The 23873-nt window shown below is 42.4% G+C and carries 17 protein-coding genes and 4 tRNA genes; 7 read left to right on the top strand and 14 right to left on the bottom strand.

Annotation, left to right across the window (positions count from 1 at the left end):
- Positions 1-402: 402 nt before the first annotated feature.
- Positions 403-1299, bottom strand: a complete 897-nt coding sequence (locus tag V7K40_RS25110) for an MBL fold metallo-hydrolase (RefSeq protein ID WP_334964536.1) — start codon at positions 1297-1299, stop codon at positions 403-405.
- 286 nt (positions 1300-1585) lie between these two features.
- A complete protein-coding gene (gene surE, locus V7K40_RS25105) occupies positions 1586-2383 on the bottom strand; it encodes a 5'/3'-nucleotidase SurE (protein WP_334964534.1) in 798 nt (265 codons plus the stop codon).
- Between the two features lie 463 nt (positions 2384-2846).
- Here surE and pheS point away from each other — a divergent pair, with 463 nt between their 5' ends.
- The 4 genes from pheS to V7K40_RS25085 all read left to right on the top strand — a co-directional run bounded on the left by pheS (position 2847) and on the right by V7K40_RS25085 (position 5627).
- The gene (gene pheS / locus V7K40_RS25100; protein ID WP_298906140.1) at positions 2847-3839 is read left to right on the top strand and encodes a phenylalanine--tRNA ligase subunit alpha; all 993 of its coding nucleotides are present in this window, start codon (positions 2847-2849) and stop codon (positions 3837-3839) included.
- Positions 3840-4108: 269 nt separating this feature from the next.
- Positions 4109-4441 carry a DUF6883 domain-containing protein gene (locus tag V7K40_RS25095; RefSeq protein ID WP_334964531.1) on the top strand — a complete coding sequence of 111 codons (333 nt, stop codon included), beginning with the start codon at positions 4109-4111 and terminating at the stop codon, positions 4439-4441.
- Positions 4438-4779, top strand: coding sequence for a DUF4926 domain-containing protein (locus V7K40_RS25090; protein WP_334964529.1), 342 nt, complete (start codon positions 4438-4440; stop codon positions 4777-4779). Before V7K40_RS25095 ends, V7K40_RS25090 begins: the two co-directional genes overlap by 4 nt.
- Positions 4780-4970: 191 nt before the next feature.
- Complete coding sequence (locus tag V7K40_RS25085; RefSeq protein WP_334964527.1) at positions 4971-5627, top strand: hypothetical protein; 657 nt, start codon at positions 4971-4973, stop codon at positions 5625-5627.
- Positions 5628-5704: 77 nt separating this feature from the next.
- On the opposite strand, the gene V7K40_RS25080 is transcribed toward V7K40_RS25085, so the two are convergent.
- Complete coding sequence (locus tag V7K40_RS25080; RefSeq protein WP_334964525.1) at positions 5705-7594, bottom strand: S9 family peptidase; 1890 nt, start codon at positions 7592-7594, stop codon at positions 5705-5707.
- Positions 7595-7846: 252 nt separating this feature from the next.
- Between V7K40_RS25080 and V7K40_RS25075 the strand changes: the two genes are divergently transcribed.
- On the top strand, positions 7847-8122 hold the full coding sequence (locus V7K40_RS25075) for a hypothetical protein (protein WP_334964523.1): 276 nt from the start codon (positions 7847-7849) through the stop codon (positions 8120-8122).
- Positions 8123-8242: 120 nt separating this feature from the next.
- Here the strand turns inward: V7K40_RS25075 and V7K40_RS25070 are convergent, their stop codons facing one another.
- Positions 8243-9688, bottom strand: coding sequence for an ATP-dependent DNA helicase RecQ (locus V7K40_RS25070; protein ID WP_334964521.1), 1446 nt, complete (start codon positions 9686-9688; stop codon positions 8243-8245).
- A 163-nt stretch (positions 9689-9851) separates the two neighbouring features.
- Here V7K40_RS25070 and V7K40_RS25065 point away from each other — a divergent pair, with 163 nt between their 5' ends.
- Entirely contained in the window at positions 9852-10289 is a 438-nt protein-coding gene (locus tag V7K40_RS25065) for a GNAT family N-acetyltransferase (protein WP_334964519.1), read from the top strand.
- Between the two features lie 244 nt (positions 10290-10533).
- Here V7K40_RS25065 and V7K40_RS25060 read toward each other — a convergent pair whose 3' ends face one another.
- The 3 genes from V7K40_RS25060 to V7K40_RS25050 form a co-directional block, all read right to left on the bottom strand.
- The gene (locus V7K40_RS25060) at positions 10534-11214 is read right to left on the bottom strand and encodes a SnoaL-like polyketide cyclase (RefSeq protein WP_334964517.1); all 681 of its coding nucleotides are present in this window, start codon (positions 11212-11214) and stop codon (positions 10534-10536) included.
- 187 nt (positions 11215-11401) lie between these two features.
- Positions 11402-13006 carry a 2-isopropylmalate synthase gene (locus V7K40_RS25055; RefSeq protein ID WP_334964515.1) on the bottom strand — a complete coding sequence of 535 codons (1605 nt, stop codon included), beginning with the start codon at positions 13004-13006 and terminating at the stop codon, positions 11402-11404.
- Positions 13007-13101: 95 nt separating this feature from the next.
- On the bottom strand, positions 13102-13623 hold the full coding sequence (locus V7K40_RS25050) for an NYN domain-containing protein (protein ID WP_273766051.1): 522 nt from the start codon (positions 13621-13623) through the stop codon (positions 13102-13104).
- A 738-nt stretch (positions 13624-14361) separates the two neighbouring features.
- Between V7K40_RS25050 and V7K40_RS25045 the strand changes: the two genes are divergently transcribed.
- Positions 14362-16731, top strand: a complete 2370-nt coding sequence (locus V7K40_RS25045) for a CHASE2 domain-containing protein (protein ID WP_334964513.1) — start codon at positions 14362-14364, stop codon at positions 16729-16731.
- A gap of 207 nt (positions 16732-16938) precedes the next feature.
- Here V7K40_RS25045 and gorA read toward each other — a convergent pair whose 3' ends face one another.
- The 7 genes from gorA to V7K40_RS25010 form a co-directional block, all read right to left on the bottom strand.
- A complete protein-coding gene (gene gorA / locus V7K40_RS25040; protein ID WP_334964511.1) occupies positions 16939-18285 on the bottom strand; it encodes a glutathione-disulfide reductase in 1347 nt (448 codons plus the stop codon).
- Positions 18286-18834: 549 nt separating this feature from the next.
- On the bottom strand, positions 18835-20625 hold the full coding sequence (locus V7K40_RS25035; protein ID WP_334964627.1) for a bifunctional serine/threonine-protein kinase/formylglycine-generating enzyme family protein: 1791 nt from the start codon (positions 20623-20625) through the stop codon (positions 18835-18837).
- Positions 20626-21079: 454 nt separating this feature from the next.
- Positions 21080-22681, bottom strand: a complete 1602-nt coding sequence (locus V7K40_RS25030) for a TROVE domain-containing protein (protein WP_334964509.1) — start codon at positions 22679-22681, stop codon at positions 21080-21082.
- A gap of 37 nt (positions 22682-22718) precedes the next feature.
- Positions 22719-22844, bottom strand: a tRNA-OTHER gene (locus tag V7K40_RS25025).
- A 46-nt stretch (positions 22845-22890) separates the two neighbouring features.
- Positions 22891-23017 (bottom strand) — tRNA-OTHER (locus V7K40_RS25020).
- 155 nt (positions 23018-23172) lie between these two features.
- A tRNA-OTHER gene (locus V7K40_RS25015) sits at positions 23173-23299 on the bottom strand.
- A 62-nt stretch (positions 23300-23361) separates the two neighbouring features.
- Positions 23362-23494: transfer RNA gene (locus tag V7K40_RS25010), tRNA-OTHER, on the bottom strand.
- Positions 23495-23873: the final 379 nt, after the last annotated feature.

The following is a 23873-nucleotide window of genomic DNA, read 5'->3' as shown; positions in this document are numbered from 1 at the left end:
TTGCGGTTTCCCGACTTGTTCGCGCCTAGTTTACCGTGCTGCTTCACAAAATCTAAAATCCTTCGGCTACGCTCAGTCGAAGTCCAAAATCCAAAATTGGTTGACAGCTAATTGCTAAGTCCAGATAACCTCAAATACGAGAGCTAAAAAGGCTCTAGTTTCGTGTTGAGACTGCAACAAGGTTTTACCCTCCCATCAGCCGCAAGAGAGAGCGTCTGTGGGTATCTGGGCTGTGTTGGTGAATCTATAAAGTGTGTCCTCCTGTTGTCGCTCCTATTCTGTGGTCGGCGTGACAACTCTGGGCAGCGCTGTCTCACCGTGCAGCCAACAAGTACGCTCTCGCGCTGAAAGCTTCTGATCACCAATCTAATCTAAAATCTCCAATTCCTCCGATCGCAATCTTTAGGTAGAAAACTTACTAACAGGAAAAGATTCTGATAAAGAAACTGAGGTGGGAACCTGGAGTACCATTCCTTCCCGTGCCATCATAGCCCCAGGAAATTCCGCAGATGCTTGTTTCCCTACATGATCTAAAAAGTCGTCATTGTGCGCGGGGTCGTGGTGGTAAATCGCCAGAGTTTTGACGTTAGCAGCTTGTGCCACTTTTACTGCTTCTTGCCAGGTAGAATGTCCCCAGCCAATTTTTGGAGTTTTTGGGCTATGGTATTCTTCGTCTGTATAGGTAGAATCGTAAATCAGAATGTCAGCATTACGAGCTAGCCACAACACATTGTCATCGAGTCGGTCGGGAAAATGTTCGGTATCGGTAATATAAGCAGCAGCACCACCATGCCAGTTGACGCGGTATCCTACGGCTTCACCTGGATGGTTTAAAGGTGCTGTTTCTACAGTAACGTCATCCATGTGTATTGGTTGCCCCGGTCGAATGTCGTAAAAATTTAAATTGGCTTGCATAATCTGCAAGGGTACAGGAAAGTTCGGGTGCAACATCTGGTCATTGAGGCGCTGTTCTATGGTAGAGCCATCAGGAGCGATCGCGCCGTAGATATGAAAGTTATTCCCCTTTACAAATCCTGGGGTAAAGAAGGGAAAACCCTGCATGTGATCCCAGTGAGAGTGGGTAAAAAATATATGAGCTTCTAACGGCATTTGGCACAACAAAGATTGCCCCAAAACATGTAGTCCTGTGCCAGCATCGAAAATTAAGCGTTTATCGCCCGCTTGCATTGATATGCAAGGGGTATTACCGCCGTAACGAACGGTGTGTGGCCCTGGACTGGGGATGCTGCCGCGAACGCCCCAAAATTGTACGGTAAACTGGTTCTCTATCCTAGACATGGGTGTTGCTTGCTGGACTGAGCGGGCGATAAATGAAAAATTGCTACTTATTTTGTCTAAGTTTATGCTGTCTCACCGATTTTGATAGAGGAAGGATTTCTTGGTAAAACAGCATACCCTGTTTCTGGCTAATTGTGTAAATGTGGATAAAATACTCTCAACTAAAATTCTCAATTTTTTGGGATGGATGTGTATCAGTTATTTCAAGAGCGCCCCTACGTTATAGCCTACATTTTTCTGTGATGCATTTGAATAACCCCAGTTTTATCCTGATTAATCAAATGATTCACGAAAACTTGAATTCCAACTCAGACAATTTATCTAGTCCAGTTACGTAAGTAAGATTATATTGTAACGGGGTAATACTGATATAGTTTTTACGTACAACGTACACGTCTGTAGGTACATTTTGAGGCAGATTTAATCCGGTTGGAGGTTCTACTTCCTCAATTACCTCTCCGGTTAACCAGTAGTACGTTTTTCCACGAGGATCAACTCGTTTATCAAATACATCAATGTAACGCCGCACCCCTTGACGGGTAAGAGTAACTCCGGCAATTTCTTCCCACTTAACAGCAGGAATATTGACATTGAGTAGCATCAAATCTGGCAGCGGTTTTTGGGCTAACTGGTCTACGAGAATTTTGGCAAACTTAGCAGCAGGTTGAAAGTCTTTAGATGTGTGACTAATAAGACTTAGCGCTACACTGGGAATGCCTTCAATTAGACCTTCCATTGCCGCCGAAACAGTGCCGGAATACAAAATTTCAGTTCCTAAATTCCCACCTTGATTAATGCCAGAGAGAACCAAATCAGGCGGAGTATCTAGCAAAGCCCACAGCGCCAATTTGACGCAATCTGAAGGTGTACCATCGCAAGCCCAAGCTTTGACAGCGGGATGAAAAATCTCTTCAACAATTTCGGCGCGAATTGGTTGGTGTAGAGTTAAGCCATGTCCAGTTGCCGATCGCTCTCGATCTGGGCAAACTACACTAACATCATGACCTGCCTCTGCCAAGTAGTTGGCTAGGGTACGGATACCCAAGGCAGAAATACCGTCATCGTTGCTAATTAGTAATTTCATAGTCATTGGTCATTGGTCATTAGTTATTTGTTATTTGTTATTAGCCATTTGTCAATGTCGGAGGTCACAGGCAGCAAAAAAACATCTATACTCACTAGTACACTGTGGCGTCAGTTTGCCTACCTTTAACAAGTTGCTCTGAGCAACTTGTCTGGTATCTTGTCTAGTTAATTGAGATGTTAGCTGGATTTATGCGCTCGCTGTACTAGTACAGCGCGGCGGAAATAAACAACTCATTCCAAATCAACGAAACACTTACGCTGTATTCATTTTGACTTTTGACTTTTGAATGCATGACTTCCGCCTTGCGGTACTAGCCCAATCGTCTCTAACTGATAAACAGAAGTTTGGTTTCGATCCTCACCTTTAGCTGATGTTAATGGCATAGCTGGAAGTTTATTTATCGAGCAGTTCACAGCTTTTGACTATAGACTAATGACTAATGACCAATGACTAATAACTAATGACTAGCAATTTAGAAGCTCAACTTTTAGCACTGCGGCAAGAAGGAGAAAAAGCGATCGCAGCCGCTGATACCCTAGAACGTCTGGAGGAACTCAGAGTTAACTATCTGGGTAAGAAAGGGGAACTGGGCGCACTGTTGCGAAGTATGGGGCAAATGAGTGCAGAGGAACGACCGAAAATTGGAGCGATCGCCAATACAGTCAAAGAATCCTTGCAAACTAGTCTAGACCAGCAACGCGCCGCCTTGGAAGCCGCGCAAATTCAAGCTTTGCTAGAGGCGGAAACTCTGGATGTAACTATGCCGGGAATTTACAGTCCCCAAGGTCGCATTCATCCCCTCAATGGTATTATCGACCGGGCGCTGGATATCTTTGTCGGCATGGGCTACACCGTGGCTCAAGGGCCAGAGATGGAAACAGATTACTACAATTTCGAGGCTCTGAATACCCCGCCTGACCACCCCGCCCGTGATATGCAGGATACCTTCTACCTCCCAGATGGTAATCTTTTACGGACTCATACTTCATCAGTGCAAATTCGTTACATGGAAAGAGAGGAACCACCGATTCGGGTTGTGGCTCCAGGGCGAGTCTATCGGCGAGATAATGTAGACGCGACTCACTCAGCAGTTTTCCATCAAATAGAACTTTTAGCCATTGATGAGGGACTAACTTTTACAGACCTCAAGGGCACAATTAAGGTATTTTTACAAGCAATATTTGGCGAGTTACCAATTCGCTTCCGCGCCAGTTATTTCCCGTTTACCGAACCTTCTGCTGAGGTGGATTTGCAGTGGAATGGGCGCTGGCTGGAGGTGATGGGCTGCGGTATGGTCGATCCAAATGTACTTAAGTCTGTGGGTTATGACCCAGAAATTTATACAGGGTTTGCTGCCGGTTTTGGTGTAGAACGCTTTGCAATGGTGTTACATCAAATCGATGATATTCGTCGTTTGTATGCTAGCGATTTGCGGTTTTTGCAGCAATTTTAGGGAAGCGATCGCTTTAAATAATCAAGCGTTTATTAAATCTCTTGCAAAAGTCAATTTGATGAAAATGGAACCACAGATAAACACTCATGAATTATCTGTGGTTTTAATATTTTTCCAGAATTACAGCTAACCACAGAGCAAGTACTCAACGCTGGATAAAGGAAGACAGACGAAATGATTTGAGAAGTGCGATCGCTTTTCAAACTTTCGTCATCTCAAACAGTAAAAGGTAGTTAATAATTCCTACTCAAAATTCATGCCATGAGCCGATGGCCTTTTTACCGCAGGATACAATAATTGCAGAAGAAAAGCTAACCAAGTATCTGCTTGTGCCATTGCCCAAAGACGATAAATCTAAATTTCTGGCTAGGGCTGGGTACACACTAGACAATTGGCAACAACTGGAAAGGGATCTACGCGCTCAAGTTTTAACGCAACCTGCCGAGGCGATCGAAACAACTCGCTATGGTGAAAAGTATGTCATTCGTGCGTGTATGCGAGGGATTAATGGCGTTGAACTCAATATATTAACCATTTGGATAGTTGCAAACGATACAACCAAATTTGTCACCTTAGTGCCAGATCAAGGAGCCAACTCATGAAGATACAGTACCCCCTATTCTCCCAAGTTGCCTTAACGCAGGACTTACCAGAATACAACCTGAAGCGAGGGAGTGTTGCAACAATTGTGGAACATTACCCCATGCCTGAAGGGGAAGAGGACGGGTATAGTCTGGAAGGTTTTGATCTGCCCAATGTAACGATCGAAGTACCAGCATCTCAAATTATACCCATTGTCCAGTGGCAGCAAGAAGAAATGATTTTAGCTAAGTTACGCCAGCTATCGGGAGCGAGGCTGTTGCAATTACAAGATTATCTCGATTTTCTCTTGCAAAAAGAAGAGTCTGAGCATCAGAGTAGGTTCAAATCTCCCACCTAAGTATTTGGCAAGAAAATTCTCTGCGATCGCTTCTACTATCTTCCCAGAATTACAGTTAACCGCAGAGCAAGTACTCAACCCTGGAGAAAGCAATACTTAAGCTTTGTGAAATCAAATAATTATGAGGACTAACCCCACATTTACTTTTGCTAAAATCCCATTGAATTTGATGGTTTGTTTTTAGGTGCTGTATGGTAACTTACACCGTTGATCAAATCCTAAAGTGTTTAGATAAAGCTCATAGAAATCTTGACTTTCCAGGTTTCGATAACATCAATCTTCACATGGTATCTGCTCGATTGACAGGCTTTCGCAGTGATTCTCACTGGATTATTGTATTCGAGGAACTCGTAAGTTGGTATAGTCTTGCAGGCATCCAACCTGTATTAGCAATCTATGCTTTCAGCAATCGTTCAGACTTAGAAAATGGACTGGTTGAGACTTTATTCCCGGTAGAAATTGAGAATGAGGACGACTGGAAGCATACAAATGCAATACATTTGACAATTCGTGGCGAACCTTTGACCTTAGATACCCAATCAATCCAACGACATCACAATTTTGGTTTTGATCTCCTCGTTCATCTACTACCTGAGTACCGCACTAAAATGTTAGCTACTGAAAAAGAGCTACAGTTAATTGCGTCGAATGATTTATTACAAGTCATCCAACTAGACAATTGGCATCATCCAGATGTTTTCGGATGTAATTATCAAGCTGATAGGCATTTTCAACCGAGTGATGCTAAGTCAATGCAAATGATTGCCAAAGTTCTTGTTACAGGCGATCCAAATATCTACAACCCTTGTGAAGAGTCAAATGTTGATTGGCGAAAATGGATAAAATAGTTTCCATGAATCTATGCTTACTGAATTAAAAATATTAAGGTGGTTAATGAATTACACTAACCACCATGCGTGAAATTTTATTTAACTATTCCTGAATGACCTGGGATATCTGCCAAAGGTTCAAATCTGCCACCTATGTATTTGGCGAGAAACTCTTCAGCGATCGCAAAAAAGTGCAAGCGATTTTCTGGTCTGGCAAAACCATGTCCTTCATCTGTATAAAGTACATATTGCACTGGTAAACCAGCCTGTTGCATTGCGTTGACAATTTGATCGCTTTCTGATTGTTTCACCCGTGGATCGTTTGCACCTTGACCGATGAGTAAAGGTTTTTGAATTCGGTCAGCGAAAAATAAAGGCGATCGCGATTTGAGAAACTCCTCTTCTTTCTCTAAATTACCAACGCGATGATAAAGCATTGCTTTGATCGGTTCCCAATAAGGCGGTATAGTTTCTATTAGGGTAATCAAGTTACTTGGCCCCACAATATCCACACCAGCAGCAAAGATTTCGGGTGTAAAAGTCAACCCCGCTAGGGTGGCGTAACCTCCATAAGAACCGCCCATAATCGCAATCTTTTCCGGATCAGAAATGCCTTCTTCTACCAGCCAGTTCACGCTGTCAATCAAGTCGTTGTGCATTGTGCCACCCCATTCCCGATTACCAGCATTCAAAAATGCTTTGCCGTAGCCCGTGGAACCGCGAAAGTTAACTTGCAGAACAGCATAACCCCGGTTAGCTAGCCATTGCGCTGTGGGAGAGAAACCCCAAATATCCCGCGCCCAAGGGCCGCCGTGAACCAGCAGTACTGTTGGTAGATTCTGGGTAAGTATTCCTACAGGAGTTGTCAGGTAACTGTGGATAGTCAAGCCATCCCGCGCTTGGTAAGAAATCGGTTGCATTGATGCCAATTGCAACGCTTCGAGTTTGGGTTGGTTGCTAAAAAGGAAAGTGCTAGTTTTGGAGTCTCGGTTGTAGGCATAGTAGTAAACTGGCCCATTGTCAGTTCTATAAGCTACTAACCAGGTTTTATCTTCTAAGTCACGGCTAATTATAGAGAATTCTCCAGGACGCACCTTGGCGATTTCCTCAAAATCAGCGGCGATACTCTGGTCAATTACTTGCCATTCCTGTTTATCTTTGTAGAAAGAAACTGCTTGGATAACTCGCGTCAGGGGCTGAATGATTATCCCCACAACATCATACTGTTGGTCTTCAGCAATGACAGTTTCTTGACGGGTGTCTAGGTCAACAGATAGCAGACGTTTGGCGTTAGCATCGTGATTCCCTTGAATATAAAGGGTTTTACCATCAGCCGAGAAGCTAATAGAATTCCCTTCCTCCTCTGGCCCCCAGTGGCGGAGAATTTCCCACTGTTTATCTGGCGTTTTTTGTAATAAGAGGTCGTAACCACCATCAGGTGTACTAGCTGTGGCTGCACGTACTTGGAAATCGGCATCAGATGTCCAACTGATAATGTTACCGGGGTTATCAGTGTCGAACTCCACAGCACCATTTTTTAGGTTGATGCGGTAAACGTCAAACTTTTGGGGATTGTTTAAGTTCAACGCTACCAGCATTTGCTCTGGAAATTTCGGTTCCAGTTCCACGAGTTCAGCTTTTACACCCTGGAATGGCGTTAAGTCACGCACAATCTTGGAGTGAATATTAACCAAGTGGAGGTGAAAGTTCTCGTCGCCATCTGAGTCCTGCATATAAATCAACTGGTCAGCGTTATAAGTCCAGAAGAAAATGCGGATACCGCGCTTTTTGTCGGCAGTTAGTATCTGGTCGTCTTGTTGTCCTACAGTTCGCAACCAAACCTGCAAGACATTTTTCTCATCGGGGGCAATATATGCCAAGTACTTGCCATCAGGTGAGAGTTGTGGGCTGGTTTTTTCGGGATTCCCAAACAGAATTTCGCGCGGAATCAGCGGTACTAGCGAGGGCGCTTGAGCAGATGACATATTTTCATCCTCTACTTAACCTCTTTATTGTTACTTAGTGGTGAAAATGACAATTCATCCTATTGGATGAACCTAGCTAGAGAATACATAGGGGAGCAGGGGAAAGAAAAAAGCTTTATCTTACTCCCTTCCCCCGATAAGATTACTTGTCTTTTCCTTTGCGTCCTTTGCGTCCTTTGCGGTTGGTTAAAAAAATTTAGGTATTCTAGCAAGAACGCCCAACAGCGAACCAGCGAGAAGGGAGTAATACTGGTGAACGAATCTTTTATACTCGCCGACGAGTCTTTGATACTCGCCAATGAGTCTTTTATACTCGCCGACGAGTCTTTTATACTCGCCGACGAGTCTTTTATACTCGCCAATGAGTCTTTTATACTCGCCGACGAGTCTTTGATACTCGCCAATGAGTCTTTTATACTCGCCAATGAGTCTTTTATACTCGCCGACGAGTCTTTGATACTCGTGAACGAGTCTTTTATACTCATGAACGGAGTTATTGTATGGAATATTTTATTTCCTACACTCTGAAGTGTTCTACTAATTTGTCAAGTTTGATTTAATAGTTCGTAGTTGGCGCTTTAGCAAAGACAGCGCCAACTACAAACAATCGTTAACCCAAGCAGATTGGGGAGTAGTCCCCGGCGTGACCTATTGACGGCAATTGTCGCAATGTCCACAACGCAAGTTAGCAGCTTCTTTGTCAAAACCAAAGGCGTTTAATAAAAACTGCCAACGACACTGCTTTGTAGTCAGATACTGATGCATTTGTTTAGCAGCATGTAATTGCGTCGGTGGCTGATTTCCGGCTTTTTGCTCAATGGTGTAATGAAAAGGGTCAAGCCAGTTTAACTGACCATTGCTGTGGAGTAAAGCCAGCGCCGTAGCACCTTCGGGAAATTGTCGGGTTACTGCATTCACTTCTCCCTGTTTTGGTAATTTTTTCACAAGTTGCTGCGCTATTTGTTGTTGCGATCGCATTTGTTCTTGAAAAAACTGTTGTCTTTGCTTATCCTCTGGATCTAACCACCCCGTAGGTTCACTCACCAATGTTAAAGCCTGGGCCGGTTTCCCATCCCTTCCAGCCCGGCCAATTTCTTGCACATATTCCGAAAGCAGATGTGGTGCGTGAAAGTGAATTACCCAACGCACATCAGATTTATTTATCCCCATACCAAACGCACAGGTACACACAACAAAGGGTATTTTGCCACCTAACCAACTTGCTTCTACCGCACGACGTTCTGTTGCACCCAATCCCGCATGATAACTAGCTGTCGCATAACCCATGTCTGCTAACCATTGGGCTAAATCTTCACTATCTCTCCGAGTGCGAACATAAACTAATCCAGATTGTTGCGGTCTATTTTGAATAAACTTTAATAATTGTTGTTTCCTACCTCGTGGTGTCCAAGCAATGCGAACGCTGGGATGCAAGTTAGGACGGTAGGGATTCAAACGGAAAATCTCTGGTTGCTGTAATTGTAAAACTGTTTGAATAATCTTTTGGGCTAAGGGGTCAGCAGTAGCGGTAAAAGCAGCAATGCTAATTTTTGTTCCTGGTGGTTTTGATTTTAGTAGTGTAGGACGCACCGCCCCTAATCTGCGATAAGCTGGGCGAAAAGTATCACCCCACTGCACTAAACAATGGGCTTCATCCAAAATTAAGCCATTAATTTGCAATTGCGGCTGACATAATCTTTCCCAGACTGGCGCACTTAGCAAAGTTTCTGGCGATAAATAAAGTAATCTTAGCTGTTGATGTTCTAAAGCTTGCAGAGTTGCACGGCGTTGAGATGAAGATAATTCACTATGTAAAAGCGCTGCTTTCTGATGGCTTTGTCGTAGTTCCTGTACTTGATTTTCCATCAACGCCACTAAGGGCGAAACTACCAAGGTTAATCCTGTTTGTAGCAGTGCAGGAAGTTGAAAACAAATCGACTTACCACCACCTGTAGGCATAATAATCAGCGCATCTTTTTGTGCTAATAAACTGCTGACAATTTCTCCTTGTGGTGGACGAAAATCTTCATAACCCCAAATTTTTTTAAAAGCTGTGCGAACTTCTTGCCAAGATTTTGTTGTCGGCTGATTCATAATCAATAGTAGATGCACCCATATACTTGAACACTGAATATAGCCTTTGTTATCTAGCTAATGGTTCAGTAATTTCATCATCTTAGGCTGCAATCCACTGACTACAAGAATGAATTAGAATTAATTATTACGCATTAATATATTAAATAAAAGATTCAGGCAAATGAACGAAGAATTAAAACATAAATTTTACATCAACACCGATAAATCTAAATTAGATGTTCAAATGATTCATGATTTTTTACAAAGTTCCTATTGGGCTGAAAACATACCATTAGCCACTGTGGAAAAGGCAATAAAAAATTCTTTATGTTTTGGACTTTATGAAGATAATCAGCAAGTTGGCTTTGCAAGAGTCATAACTGATTATGCAACTTCTGCATTGTTAAAAGATGTTTTTATTTTGGAGCCTTTTCGAGGACAAGGTTTAGGAAAATGGTTTGTAGAATATATTTTGGAATATCCAGAATTGCAAGACGTTCAAAGGTGGATGTTAGGCACAAAAGATGCTCATGGACTTTATCGCCGTTATGGTTTTAAAAATTTGACAGAGCCAGAAAAAATCATGATGCGTCTAAATTATAATTCTGATCAAGCATAAGCAATGTCTAAATTGGGCAAAGCCTATGTAAACTAGTTTCACTTGATATAGCGCTTCTTGCTTGTATGCAATGCACTTTGACCTCTCTCCAAACCTCTCTCCTAAAAGGAGAGAGGCTTTGAATCTTACTCCCCTTCTGTATGGAAGGGGCTGTTCTTGTTAGGTCTCTTGGACTCAACACAGAAGCGCTATAACCACTCTTGGTTGTTTACTTAAAGCACTGATGGAGTGAGCTATATAAAAATTAATGACTGTTCTGATTTTGGGAATGGAAGGGACAACCACCTGCGGTTAATTTCTGAAGAAAGGTACTCCTATCAAAATAATGCTCTAAAGATTCAATTTTTAAATCTTTAGTCACGCGAGCAATACTAACTCCCACTACTTCTACTGTTTCTCCCGTAGGTGCATAGTCTTTATAGGAACCATTAAATGTTCCCCAATGTCGCCACTTAAAAGTAACATTAGGCGGGCCCGAAAGCACTTCTGTTAATTCCCAAAGAAAGCCATTACGAAAAGTATTATGAAAAATTTTAACTGAAGATTCAAGGGTTTCTGATTTTGAGCTGTACTGCTCACTTTCACCCAGAAATAAGTTATAAGTACCTTGAACTGCAACATCTTCAGCAGTGTATTTTTCTTCGCCATTGCTACTCATCCTAAACTTATCAGTAACAATCGAAAGCCACTGTTGAGGATTAGATTTATTAGAAGCTTCCATCTCAAAAGTGCGGACTAAATTTTGGGCGATCGCTTCTAAAGAACCTTCAGGATGCTGAAATTTACTCTCTTGATGAAGAAATTCATTGGTGTAAGAATAATCCGGGCGTATTCCTTCTCGCCACTGTACTTCTTCATCATGAGCAATGACTATATCTCTATCTTGTACCCAAAGCGGTAATTCTGTAGTTTTTTCGCTACTCATACAAACTGACTGACTATAAACATCATTTCTCAGAATAAAGTTTTATGGATATAAGGTAAATCAAAAAATCTAAAAAAGTAAACAATATTCATAATGAACTCAATAGACTTGACTTTTTGCAAAAATCCGAATATGAGCAAAAAGAACCACAGATAAACATTGATGTTTATCTGTGGTTCGATTGTTTTTACACTTTCTGTGCAGTTACTTGCTGTTGCTTTTCTTGAGTTTGCAATGCAGAATACAACCTGTTCAGGGCATTTACATAAGCTTGTGCAGATGCCACGATGATATCTGTGTTCGCTGCATGACCAGAAAACACTCTAGATTCATAACGTAAACGAATTGTCACTTCTCCAATGGCATCAATACCAGCTGTTACTGACTGCACAGAAAACTCAATCAACTCGTTAGGCACATTCACCACCCGGTTGATGGCTTTGTAAACTGCATCCACTGGGCCAGTCCCGATAGCAGCATCGGTTAATTCTTCACCTTCTGGGGTGCGGAGGGTGACTGTAGCGGTGGGTTTGGCATTACTACCACAGGAAACTTGCACCAACTCTACCCGGAACAAATCAGGTGCTTGTTGAATTTCATCGTTAACGATCGCTTCTAAATCCCAATCAGAAATTTCTTTCTTTTTATCTGCTACCTCTTTGAATCTGATGAATGCTTTATTTAACTCAGTATCCGACAGTTCAAAGCCCAATTCTTTCAACCGAGTGCGGAAAGCATTTCTACCTGAATGTTTGCCCAAAACTATTTGATTGTCTGTTAAGCCAATCAATTGGGCATCCATAATTTCATAAGTGAGTTTGTTTTTTAACACACCATCTTGGTGAATCCCAGACTCATGAGCAAAGGCATTCGTCCCGACGATCGCTTTATTTGGTTGTACTAACATTCCCGTCAAATTGGAAACTAAGCGTGAGGTTTTGTAAATTTGCTTCGTGTCGATATTTGTCAGGGATTCTTGAGAATCTGCTGGTCTTCCGAGATAGGGATTAAAATATTGTCGCCGCACATGCAGCGCCATCACCAATTCTTCTAGTGACGCATTTCCGGCGCGTTCACCAATTCCATTGATCGTACATTCTAGTTGCCGTGCGCCATTTTTAACGGCTTCTAAGAAGTTAGCAACTGCCAAGCCTAAATCATTATGACCGTGAACGGAAATAATCGCTTGGTCGATGTTGGGGACATTTTCAATAATGCCCTTAATTATGGCTCCAAATTCGCTAGGTGTGGTGTAACCCACAGTATCGGGAATGTTAACTGTTGTTGCACCAGCTGCGATCGCTCGCTCTAACACTTGGTAAAGAAATTCTGGATCGGTACGAGCCGCATCCATTGGTGAAAATTCTATATCTGTCATGAAGCATTTGGCATATGCTACCATTTCCTCGGCGATCGCTAGCACTTCTGCCCGTGACTTCCGCAACTGATACTCTAAATGAATATCAGAAGTCGAAATAAATGTGTGAATTCTGGCGTTAACTGCTGGTTTTAACGCTTCTGCGGCTGCTTCAATATCTGCTTTAATCGCTCTTGCCAAACTGCAAATTACTGGGCCATTTTCTGTCCCCACAATTTGGGAAATTTTCTTAACTGCTTCAAAATCTCCAGGACTAGCAAAGGCAAAGCCTGCCTCAATTATATCCACGCCCAGACGCGCTAATTGCTTGGCAATAACTAGCTTTTCGTCTATATTCAGAGTCGCTCCGGGACATTGCTCTCCATCTCGCAGTGTAGTATCAAAAATGATGATTCGATCAGTTTTGTTTGTCATTTGCCGTTTGTTGTTTAGTTGTTACTTGTAGCTCAAAATATCTTCAACCTTAGTTTTTCTTTTACTCTTACTTTTGTAAATAATTGCTAAGGCTACTAACCTTCGGTTTTTTCTATTTGATCTCTGATATCATTTAAATCTATATATCTGTCAGTAGCATTGCGTAGCTCTCTAGCTATCATTCCTTCTGTTGATACTACCGTAATATGTGTATTTTTTGAGCGTAATAATTCGATTGCTCTTTCAAAATCTCCATCGCCACTGAATAATACTACTCGGTCATACTGGTCTACTGTATTAAACATATCTACAACAATTTCAATATCTAAATTCGCTTTTTGCGAGTACCGACCAGAAGTATCATCATAGTATTCTTTAAGAATTTTAGTTCGGACTGTATATCCCAGACTAATTAGAGCATCTCTAAAACCTCGCTGATCTTGTGGGTCTTTTAAACCAGTGTACCAGAATGCATTAATTAAGGTTGTTTCTGATTGCTCATGTTTTAAGTATTCTAAGACTCGCCGCGGGTCAAAAAACCAGCCATTTTTTTGTTGAGCATAGAACATATTGTTTCCGTCTACAAAAATAGACAGACGATTCATTGGAGAACCCATACAAATTTACACCTAATAATATAAATGAATTTAGATGGAACAATAGATTATAGCAATTTTCAAATAGCAAGTTTGCTAATATCTATAAAGTAGCTCTTCATCTATAGGTTTTATCCTACCTCTTTCAAGGCATAAAAACAGATGCAACAATTGGAGTTAAGATCCTGGGTGCTAAACCTTATTCACCTCCGGCACTGCAAGAGCCACCCTGTGATCAAAATCTACCAATAAAATTGAACCAGTAACAGCATTCATCGCTGTATAACATTAAAGTTTACTCCTAAAGAGGTATAGCATAGGCTTAGGGTAGGATATAAATTAATGCCTATCTATAAGTAAAGCTTTCAGTATCAAGACACGCTTTGTGGGAAGTACCAATATTGCGCTAAAGACAGAAGACGGACTTGGGACAGCTTCTGGTAAAACACCCAGTTAAGAGCGTAGTTGTTGGTTAGGCGAGGGTAAAATCTTGCCGCAACCAAGTGCAGAGGCGAAGTATATCCGGGTCTGATCTGTGAGACAATTACTACTTGTAACTCACTCAACAGGAAAAGAATAACTTAAGCACTACCTGAGTAGGAATCTCTTGGGGACTAGTGCCAATAAAAGTTTGTTGATCAATAGAAGATACTTTACAAATGTATAAGATTGTCATTTAAGTCTTATTTCAATGTACTTGTACTAAAACGTGGTCTGAATAAATAAAAGTGTTGGACTTAAATCAATCAGTAACACGATATGGCAGAAGAACCTACATCTACCTTAACTAAAAACTATGTCTCTGCTGCCAATAGACATTCAAGTAAACCGACAAAAGTAACCTCAACAGCATCGGCTCGCCAATCTAGGTGGATGGTTCGCTTAGGTCATCTCCTGGCTGGTGCTTGGGCAATCAGTGCAGGAGCGCTGAGTGCTTCTGGTGGGGACTTGGTTCAAGTGATGGAAAATAAGGCGCTTTCTGGCTTTTTTCAACTGCGTGGGTCGATTGTGCCTCCAGAAGACATCGTAATTTTAGCAATAGACGATCAGTCAATATCAGTTCCCGAACAGTACTATAAAACAAATCCGAAACAGTATGCCTACCTAGAAACACTGAAATCTTATCCTTTTAAACGTGCTGCATATGCTCAGGTAATCACAAAGTTAATCAAAGCCGGTGTCCGCTCTGTAGCAGTGGATGTCCTTTTTGACACGCAAAGTAGTTATGGAGTTACTGATGATCGCCAACTCCAGGTAGTATTACAAAAATATGGCAGCAAAGTTACTTTAGCGGCGGTCTACGAAAATTCCCAGACGCACCAAGGGTCTTTTATACAACTCATAGACCCACAACAGATGTTTCGTAAAGGGTCAGTGTCCATTGGCTCAGTTAATTTCCCGGTAGAGGTAGATGGTAAAGTTGATCGATTGGCGAGTGAGTTTTCTAAGTTGCTAGCTGAAGATAATTTGCTCGAGAAGCTACCTTCTTTTGATGAAGCAGTGCTTAGGGCAGCACAAGTAAATTATCCTCAACCAAAGGGCGATCACATTTATTTTTGGGGACCTGCGGGTACATTTGAGCAAATACCCTTTTGGCATGTACTCGACCCGGAAAACTGGAACACCTATTTACAACAGGGAAAGGTCTTCAAAGACAAAATAGTGCTGATTGGTGCGACAGATAAGTTAAACAATGATTATTATCCAGTTGCTGCTAGCAACAGCACTCAACCCATGTCGGGCGTAGAAATTCACGCCAATGCGATCGCAACTTTGATGCAAGGTAAAGCGATCGCCCCAGGAATTAACAGTGCACCATTACGAGGTTTGTTTGTGCTAATTCTAGTTGGCAGTACAGCCTTGATGATTAGTAGACGCAAACGTAGTATCAATAGATTTCTATATAGCCTCGCCCTTTCTGGCACTTGGGTAGGAGTTAGTTATGGGTTATTTGTCTATGGTCAGTTAATTTTCCCTACTACTTTACCAATGATCGCGATCGCGATGACCGGACTTTGTTATCTGACAACCTCATTGGTAAGGGAAAGTATCAGAAAACGCCAATTATTAGATATATTTCAGAAGTATAAAACTTCCCCCGTTGTCCAAGAGATCATTAGCCAACAAGATGACTTACAAGACCTAATCCAGCAACGAGATTTAGCCTTATCAGGGAAATTCCTGGCTCAACGCTACAAAATTGTCAAAGTTCTCGGTTCCGGTGGATTCAGCGAAACCTACATTGCCGTAGATACCCAACGTCCTGGTAATCCGCGATGTGTTGTCAAGCAACTAAAACCAGCCAGCACCAAACCAGAAGCCTTGCGACTTGCCAGACGTTTATTTAACTCAGAGGCGCAAACACTAGAAAAATTGGGAACGCATAGTCAAATCCCTCAACTTTTAGCGTATTTTGAAGAAGATGAAGAATTTTATTTAGTACAAGAACAGATAATTGGTCATCCTTTAAATCAGGAACTTCCAACAGGTAGAGCAATTGAAGAAGTTGCAGTTATCAAAATTGTCAGGGACTTATTGCAAACATTAATATTTGTCCATAAAAACAACGTGATTCACCGGGATATTAAACCCAGCAATATCATCCGGCGACATTCAGACGGTAAACTAGTACTGATTGACTTTGGAGCTGTCAAAGAAGTCAGCACAAAACAGCTTGATCATCAAGAGCAAATCCCCTTGACCATTGGCATTGGTACTCAGGGTTACGCACCAAGTGAGCAATGTTTTGGGCGGCCACACTACAGTAGTGATATCTATGCAGTCGGCATGGTTGGAATTAAAGCCTTGACTGGTATAGCACCCCGTGAGTTAGATAGAGATGGTGATGGAGAGATAAAATGGAGCGATGCCTACGGCGGTAAACTACGCTCCCAAGTGAGCCACTCCCTAGCTCAGATTCTCAGTAAAATGGTGTTGGAGGACTTTAAACAGCGATATCAGTCTGCATCAGAGGCTCTTAAGGATTTTGAAGCTCTTGAAGCTTTTAATGATGTTGTAAATTCCCAAAGCAGATACCCCATGCCACAGGATGACTCATTAATGAATACTTTAGACGATTTAGGCACTCCCACAAAATCTTATTCAGAAGGACAAGAGACTGACAAATAAAAAAATATCCAATTGCTGTGGAAGCTGTTCTTGAGCAGGGGAAGTAGAATCTGATAGTTGTATTGGATATAAGGATTTGGATAATTTAATTTTTGGAGTTCCCTAAGAATAATTAGGCATAAAGGCGGGGAGCAGAGAAGAATTTTCTCCCATACACCCCGCCCCCTTCTCTGTTCGTGTCTTCTTCACTCAATCCTGCACGTGATTTTAATTTAAGGACAAGAATTCTTCTCCTGTCGTCGGATGAATGGCTATTGTTTCATCCAAATCTTCTTTGGTAATGCCCTTGCGAATTGCCACGCCGAGACTTTGAATGATATCTGCTGCGTGTTCACCCACCATATGAGCACCCAAAACTTGCCCAGAATCAGCATTTAAGACTATCTTCATAGTAGTTGGCTCATCCTGTTCGATTAACTGATACAACAGTGATTGGAACTGGGTGGAGTAGCATTGTACAGATTCACCAAATTTTTCCCGTGCTTTCGCTTCTGTCATTCCCACACTAGCCGCTTCTGGACGGCAAAAAACAGCAGTGGGCACATAATCATAATTCAGTTTTTGTGGCTTGTTCCCAAAAACTGTATTGGCAAAGGCAATACCTTCTGCCTTAGCCACTGGAGACAATTGCAGGCGGCTGGTGCAGTCACCTACAGCAAAAATGTTTTCTTGGCTGGTGCGGCTGTATTCATCTACTTTAATTGCACCATCTTCACCAAGTTCAACATGGGCATTTTCCAAACCAAGATTCTTGGTATTTGGAGCGTAACCTGTGGCAACTAAGATGGTATCTGCTGTAATTATTTCTCGGTTCTCACCAGCAATAATTAACAACAAACCTTCTTCGGAGAATTTGATTTCTTGAACGGTGCTATTGGTGAACAACTTAATTCCGCGTTTGCTCAAACCTTGTTGTACCGCAGAGCGAATGTCATTATCAAACCCCGATAAAATCATCTCGTCTTTTTCAATTAGCGTCACCTCGCAGCCAAAAGCGTGCATCATGCTGGAAAATTCTACGCCAATGTAGCCGCCGCCAATGACTGCTAAACGTTTTGGCAGATAAGGTAGCTGAAACATCTCGCGAGATGTGATGGCGTATTCTATACCTGGGATTTGGGGCTTGAGGGATTGTCCTCCCACAGCAATTAAAATTTTGTCTGCTGTAACTTTGCGTCCATCAATATTGATAGTATGGGTATCGATGAAAGTGGCATATTGAGAAATTAGTTCAATTCCAGCTTTGTGCAATTGCTGAAAATAGGATTGGTTAATCTTGTCAATATGCTGGTGTACTGACTTAATAAATAATGTCCAGTCAAAGTATGTTTGACAGTCACTCCACCCATAACTCTGCGCTATTTGATTTTGCAGGGCGAAGTCAGCGGCGTAAACAATCAGTTTTTTGGGAACGCAACCGCGATTTACACAGGTTCCACCGATAGCTTCTTGTTCAGCAACAGCTACACGGACACCGTAACTAGCTGCTTTTTTAGCTGCTGCCAATCCTCCAGGCCCAGCACCAATGACAAACAGGTCGTAATCATATGTCATAAAAATCTGTTCCTTTTTCACTTTTTGGAAAGCAGAGCTATTTCATCCCTTATAGTTACTCAGACAAGACTTCATCTACTGTCTTTGGGTGGACAATTTAGGATGAAATCAGGCTAATATGTAGCAGATTGCCGCCTTAATAGCAATTACATCCAAAAGGAACAGCGATCGCTCGAATATTGCTAAGTTGTATTACATTATCTTGCCAAAAAAGGATCTTGTCTATCCTACAAAAGGTAAATGTTTGCGATCGCACTTTTGATGCAAAGCATATAAATAACAGCCAAATGTTCAGCATGATTTTGGCAAGGTAATTTTGTATTAGACAGAGAATTACCTTGGTTGCGGTGGCCAGAGGCTGGAAACGAGGTTTTAAATCGGTTTGGGCTTAAGTTGACACCCATGAGCATTACGCTAAACTTCTACCTACCAAGCTATCCGACTCGGTTTAATTTTTGAACAGAGTCGCCCCCGTCGCCGGAACAGGTCTGGACTCCCTGATGTACGCCCGATAAATTCCCATTTATCAGCTCTGACTTTTGGGAGTGCTCACGCAACCACCCCAACCACCCGAAACCCAAGAGTGAGGTTGCGGAACGCAGGGAGCCTATTGAGGCGAATAGCACAACGACAGTTCCCTAGATTGACGAGCCAAGAGCCACCGCGCAGCAGCCGACGAGTATTATCTCCAGCAGTTAACCAAGCACTGCCATCAGTGGGTGCGCCGTTGTAATTGTCATGCAAGTAATCTTGACACCACTCATAAACATTACCGTGCATATCGTATAAACCAAAGGCGTTGGGTGGAAAACTACCGACTGGTTTTGTTTCTTTACCGCCAAAATTTACTAACTCAGTGGTAATCGTTTCACCAAAATAAAATGTGGTCTTGGTTCCAGCCCGACAAGCATATTCCCATTCTGCTTCGCTGGGTAGCCGATAGGTTTTTCCTGTCTTCTGGCTCAACTTTTGACAAAATTTTACTGCTTTATTCCAACTCACCTGTTCTACAGGTCGTTTCTCACCTTTGAAGTTGGAAGGATTATTACCCATAATTGCTTGATACTGTGCCTGAGTGACTTCATATTTCCCCATGAAGAACCCAGGTACTTTTACTTGATGCTGGGGACTTTCATTTGATTCTCGTTGCGCTTCCCCTGCTGGTGAACCCATCGTAAAGGTTCCCTCTGGTATCTGCACCATTTCCAGAGTGACGCCATTTCCTAAGTCTTCAACAAAAAATTTCGTTTCACAGTTACTGCGGTTGGCGATATTTCCCTGCCCATCGACCGTGACAGTTTCAAATTGAAAGGTTTGTAAATTTATTCTTTGTGAAAGAGTTGGATTTTCTTCCGTACTAGATTTAAAAAATAGACGTTCTCCTACAATTGCCAAACTAAACCCCGCAACTGTCCACCCGATAGTTTGAATCACCCGTCGTCTTGACAAATTAGGTGCTGATGATTGTTGTGGTGTCGCTGCTGGTGCTGGTTTTCGTGGTTGTCGTTGCTGTTGTGCTGGCGGTGGAAATGCTTGCAACGCTTCTGCTGCTGTGCGATAGCGCTGGTTGAAGTGATAACTCACCATCTTGGTTAAAATCTTTGCCAGTTTGCTGCTAACATTTGTCCAATTACGCCAAATGATTTCACCATTAGTGGGGTCTTTAGGCAGTTCGTGAGGCTGTAGACCAGTTAGGGCTTGAATTCCTAACATCCCAACAGCGTAGATATCGCTGGAGAATTTGGGGTCGCTATTTGCCTGTTCACTTGGCATATAACCAGGAGTACCAATTGCAACGGTGAAGCTACTTTGTCCTTGAGTATTCATCACCAAAGTACTAATTTCCTTAACCGCACCAAAGTCAATTAGTACAATTTTGCCGTCAAGACGACGCATTAAATTTTGGGGTTTAATATCTCGGTGAATGATATTCTGTTGATGAACAACTGCTAAAACTTCTAAAATATCCTGTAAGAGCTTAGTTACTTCACTTTCACTGAAACGCTTACCAGGAATAATTTCCCGACTTAAGTCTTCTCCATCAATAAATTCCTGCACTAGATAGAATTCACCCTTTTCTTCAAAGTGAGCGAACAGTCGCGGAATCTGGTCTTGGTTATTGCCTAATCGGTATAAAGTTTGTGCTTCACTATCAAATAATCGTCTGGAAATTTGCAAAACTCTTGGAGAAGAATCTTTTGGCTTCAGGTGTTTGACAACACACACTGGATGGTTCGGTAAATCCAAATCTTCTGCTAGGTATGTGTTACTAAACCCTCCGCTTCCTAAGAGTTTGATAATTTTGTAGCGATTTCGGAGAATTTCGCCTATCAGCATCAGTTTTACCCGACAGGAAGATGGATTAAGTTAATTCTCCCAAATTTCCCACCTATAGGACAATATATAATACATTCGTGTGATCAGAGCGAAAACAATAGTTCCATTCCTCACCAATTTATTAACTATGTTATTGTGTACCCAATGTTGGTGTTGTACTTCTAAAAAACTGCGATGTCTACAACGGGCTGCGCCTACGCACATCGAAGACACCCTATTCTTACCCATCGCTGAAATAGAAAAACGACCATTCAAAAATTAAATCGCCTTCTTCTTTCCGTCAGGTAAAAATCAAAAACAAAGGCGGGTGCGGGGATTGAACCCGCTAATCCCCACAATGGTGGAGACGTAACCGATAACCCTAAATTCTTCGGCCCCGAAAGGCAAGTTGCGAACAGGGATAACCCGCCATGAAGCATGAAGGATAAAGTGTTCATCCATTACCCTTCAGTAATATCTACAATTCATCCGTAGCCAGCATCTGGATGATCCGAGGCGTACCCGGATCAAACCCTGCCAAATCCCAAGACAGTGAATCTTCAGGATCTACCAAAGTAATCTGGTAAGGTGTCAACGTGACATACACCGCCTTAACGTTAGGATTTACCTTTTTGCGGTACTCCTTCAGCGCTTGACTTGGATGCTTATATCCCGTCCAGCTTTCCGAGTCAGTCCAAAAGCAGACTACATCTGCCTTGAACTTATTCTTAATCATCCAGTCGTAAGCCACAGATGCATCAGTTCCACCGAAGTTTTGGTTGCTAGCTTTGCGAACCGCAGAACTAAAACTATCTTTGGCGGTGATACCTAATTCACGGAATTCCGTAGCAAAGCCGCGAATCATGTAGTTTTTCTCTGCTTTTGCTGTTACCAGTGCCATTGTAGTGGCAATTTCACAACAACTTAGTCCCATATCTGCAACCAAGCTACCCATAGAACCAGAAACATCTACAGCGTGCATGAACACTTTACCTGTGGGTTGCACAACATCAAAAGACAGTTCAACCGCCTTTTCTAAAATGTCCACAATCCGAGGAACTGGGTTCCAAGTTTTCTTACTGCGTCCTAATGTTCCACCAGATTGATAAGTTTTGAGTGCTTTCAAAACATCAATCGGATGGATGCGACCTTTACGCAGATGTTCTCTGCGATTAAGAACTGCTTCCACTTGCAGCAAATTGGCGCTTTCATCAGCTCGCAACACACCTAGTTCAGTTAAAGAACCCAAGTTACGCAGCATTGCACCTATTGGCATTTCCTGAAATAATAACTGCCAAGCAAGCTCGTCCATTTTGCCCACAGGTGCAGCCATTTCGTGGGTTAAACGTCCTTCGGAAATAGCTTCATGGGTTTGGGTTGGATTTCGCTTCAGCCACTCATACCAGCAAATCTGCGCCAACGCCTCCGAGGGGATGTCTGCTGGCAATTCTTCCCAGCCTCTAACTACCCACTCAAATAGTTGACGGTGATTTTCTGTAGGCGGTTTGACATGAAATAACCGCAACGCATCTCGGTGGGAGAAGCCTTGACGCTGTTGATATTTCAACAGTTGATAAGCTAAACCCTTGACATCTTCCCGCGATAGCCAAGTTTTACCAGCTTCCCGCACCACCTTGCCAAATCCCCGCAGAGATTTGGTGTAGTTCAACCATTCGTAGAAGTGGCTACCAGTGCGGACAACTTGCGGGAAGATTTCACCAAAAGCTTGTTTTGCTTCTGGTGCTTCACCCATCGACAACAGCACCAAAGCTAAGATAGGCGCACTGTTATTGATGGCGCGTCCATCGCTAGCATACAGAATTTCTTCTGCTGCACGGCTGGGATTTTCGGCAACAGCTTGTCTGACAACTGTCACAAAATCTTCAGTTAATTCCTGTTTACCAGCGTAGTAAGTGCTTTTTGCTGTGCCAACCAACAAACAACGGCGCAGCATCTTCCAAATACCAGCATCAAACATAAAGCCGCCGGAACGTCCCTGAACCATTTCTGCTTCTCGTCCGGGGATAGGTTGATTTTGTGGTGTAGTTGTTTTCTTTTTAGTGAAAAAATTGTAATTCATCGCTTCATCTCCCGGCCCTTGCGGGCAAAAATGAAAGGTGGCAGAGCAGGAATCGAACCCGCGACATCCGGCTTAAGAGGCGATAACCCTAATTCGTCGGCCTTCTCAGGCAAGGTGTGAACAAGGATGTTTTTCGGCGCTCTACCAACTGAGCTATCTGCCACATGAAAATTTTGGATTTTGGATTTTAAATTTAATCCAAAACTATTTGGTGTAGCGGAGCGGGATTTGAACCCGCGACCTCTCGAACCCGATTCGATAACCCTAATTCGTCGGCCTTTTCAGGCAAGGGGTGAACAAGGATGTTTAGCGCTCTACCACTGAGCTACCCGCCACATAAAATTTTGGATTTGAGATTTTAAATTAAATCCAAAATCCAAAATCGTTCGACTAAGCGACTTGCCTTGAGCCTACCCCTGCTCTTAAGCAAGCTACGCGCAGCGTCTCCAAGAGTTGCCGAAAGGAGCCGAAGTCCAAAATCTAAAATTAATTGGTGTAGTGGAGCGGGAATCGAACCCGCGACCTCCCGCTTGGCAGGCGATAACCCTCAATTCGTCGGCCTTTTCAGGCAAGGGGTGAATAAGGTTTAGGCGCTCTAACCACTGAGCTACCCACCACATGAAAAATTTTAGATTTTAAATTTTAGATTTTAGATTCAATTCCATTATCTGAAATTAGTTTGGTGTAGCGGAACAGGATTTTTACCTGCACCTCCAGAAGTTTATCAAGGGTGTTTTAGTTATATACGATAACCCTCGATATGTCGGCCTTTCCGGGCAAGGTGGGCGCTCTGTCATTTGAGCTATCCGCTACTGGTGAAAGCTAACTCCCTAATGAAAGTTGACTTGTATTATTAATGTAGTATATGTATTATTTGTTGTCAAGGGGCTAGAAAGCTAATTTAGAATTATTACTTTGGAAAGAGAGGTCTGAGCAGCACAAGCAAGCTGCTACTCAGAATTTTGGGGGAATATTATCCACACTGGATTGCGATCGCTCTGGTCAAAACTTGCTTATTTTCTCTGGAAAAAACTTTTGCCTGATCGCAGACCAATATTAGATAAGTTGCAGGATCAGAAGGTTATAACACCCAGTAAATAAAGGTTTTGCCGGCATATTTGCCACAACTTGGCCAAAATATACAAAAAAGTGTCCCAATTTTTGCCAAGATAATAATATTATTTCCCAAAAT

It is taken from the genome of Nostoc sp. (assembly GCF_036917195.1).
Classification (GTDB): Bacteria; Cyanobacteriota; Cyanobacteriia; order Cyanobacteriales; family Nostocaceae; genus Nostoc.
The sequence above is the reverse complement of the archived record's forward strand: the minus strand, read 5'-3'. Positions and strand labels throughout refer to the sequence as shown.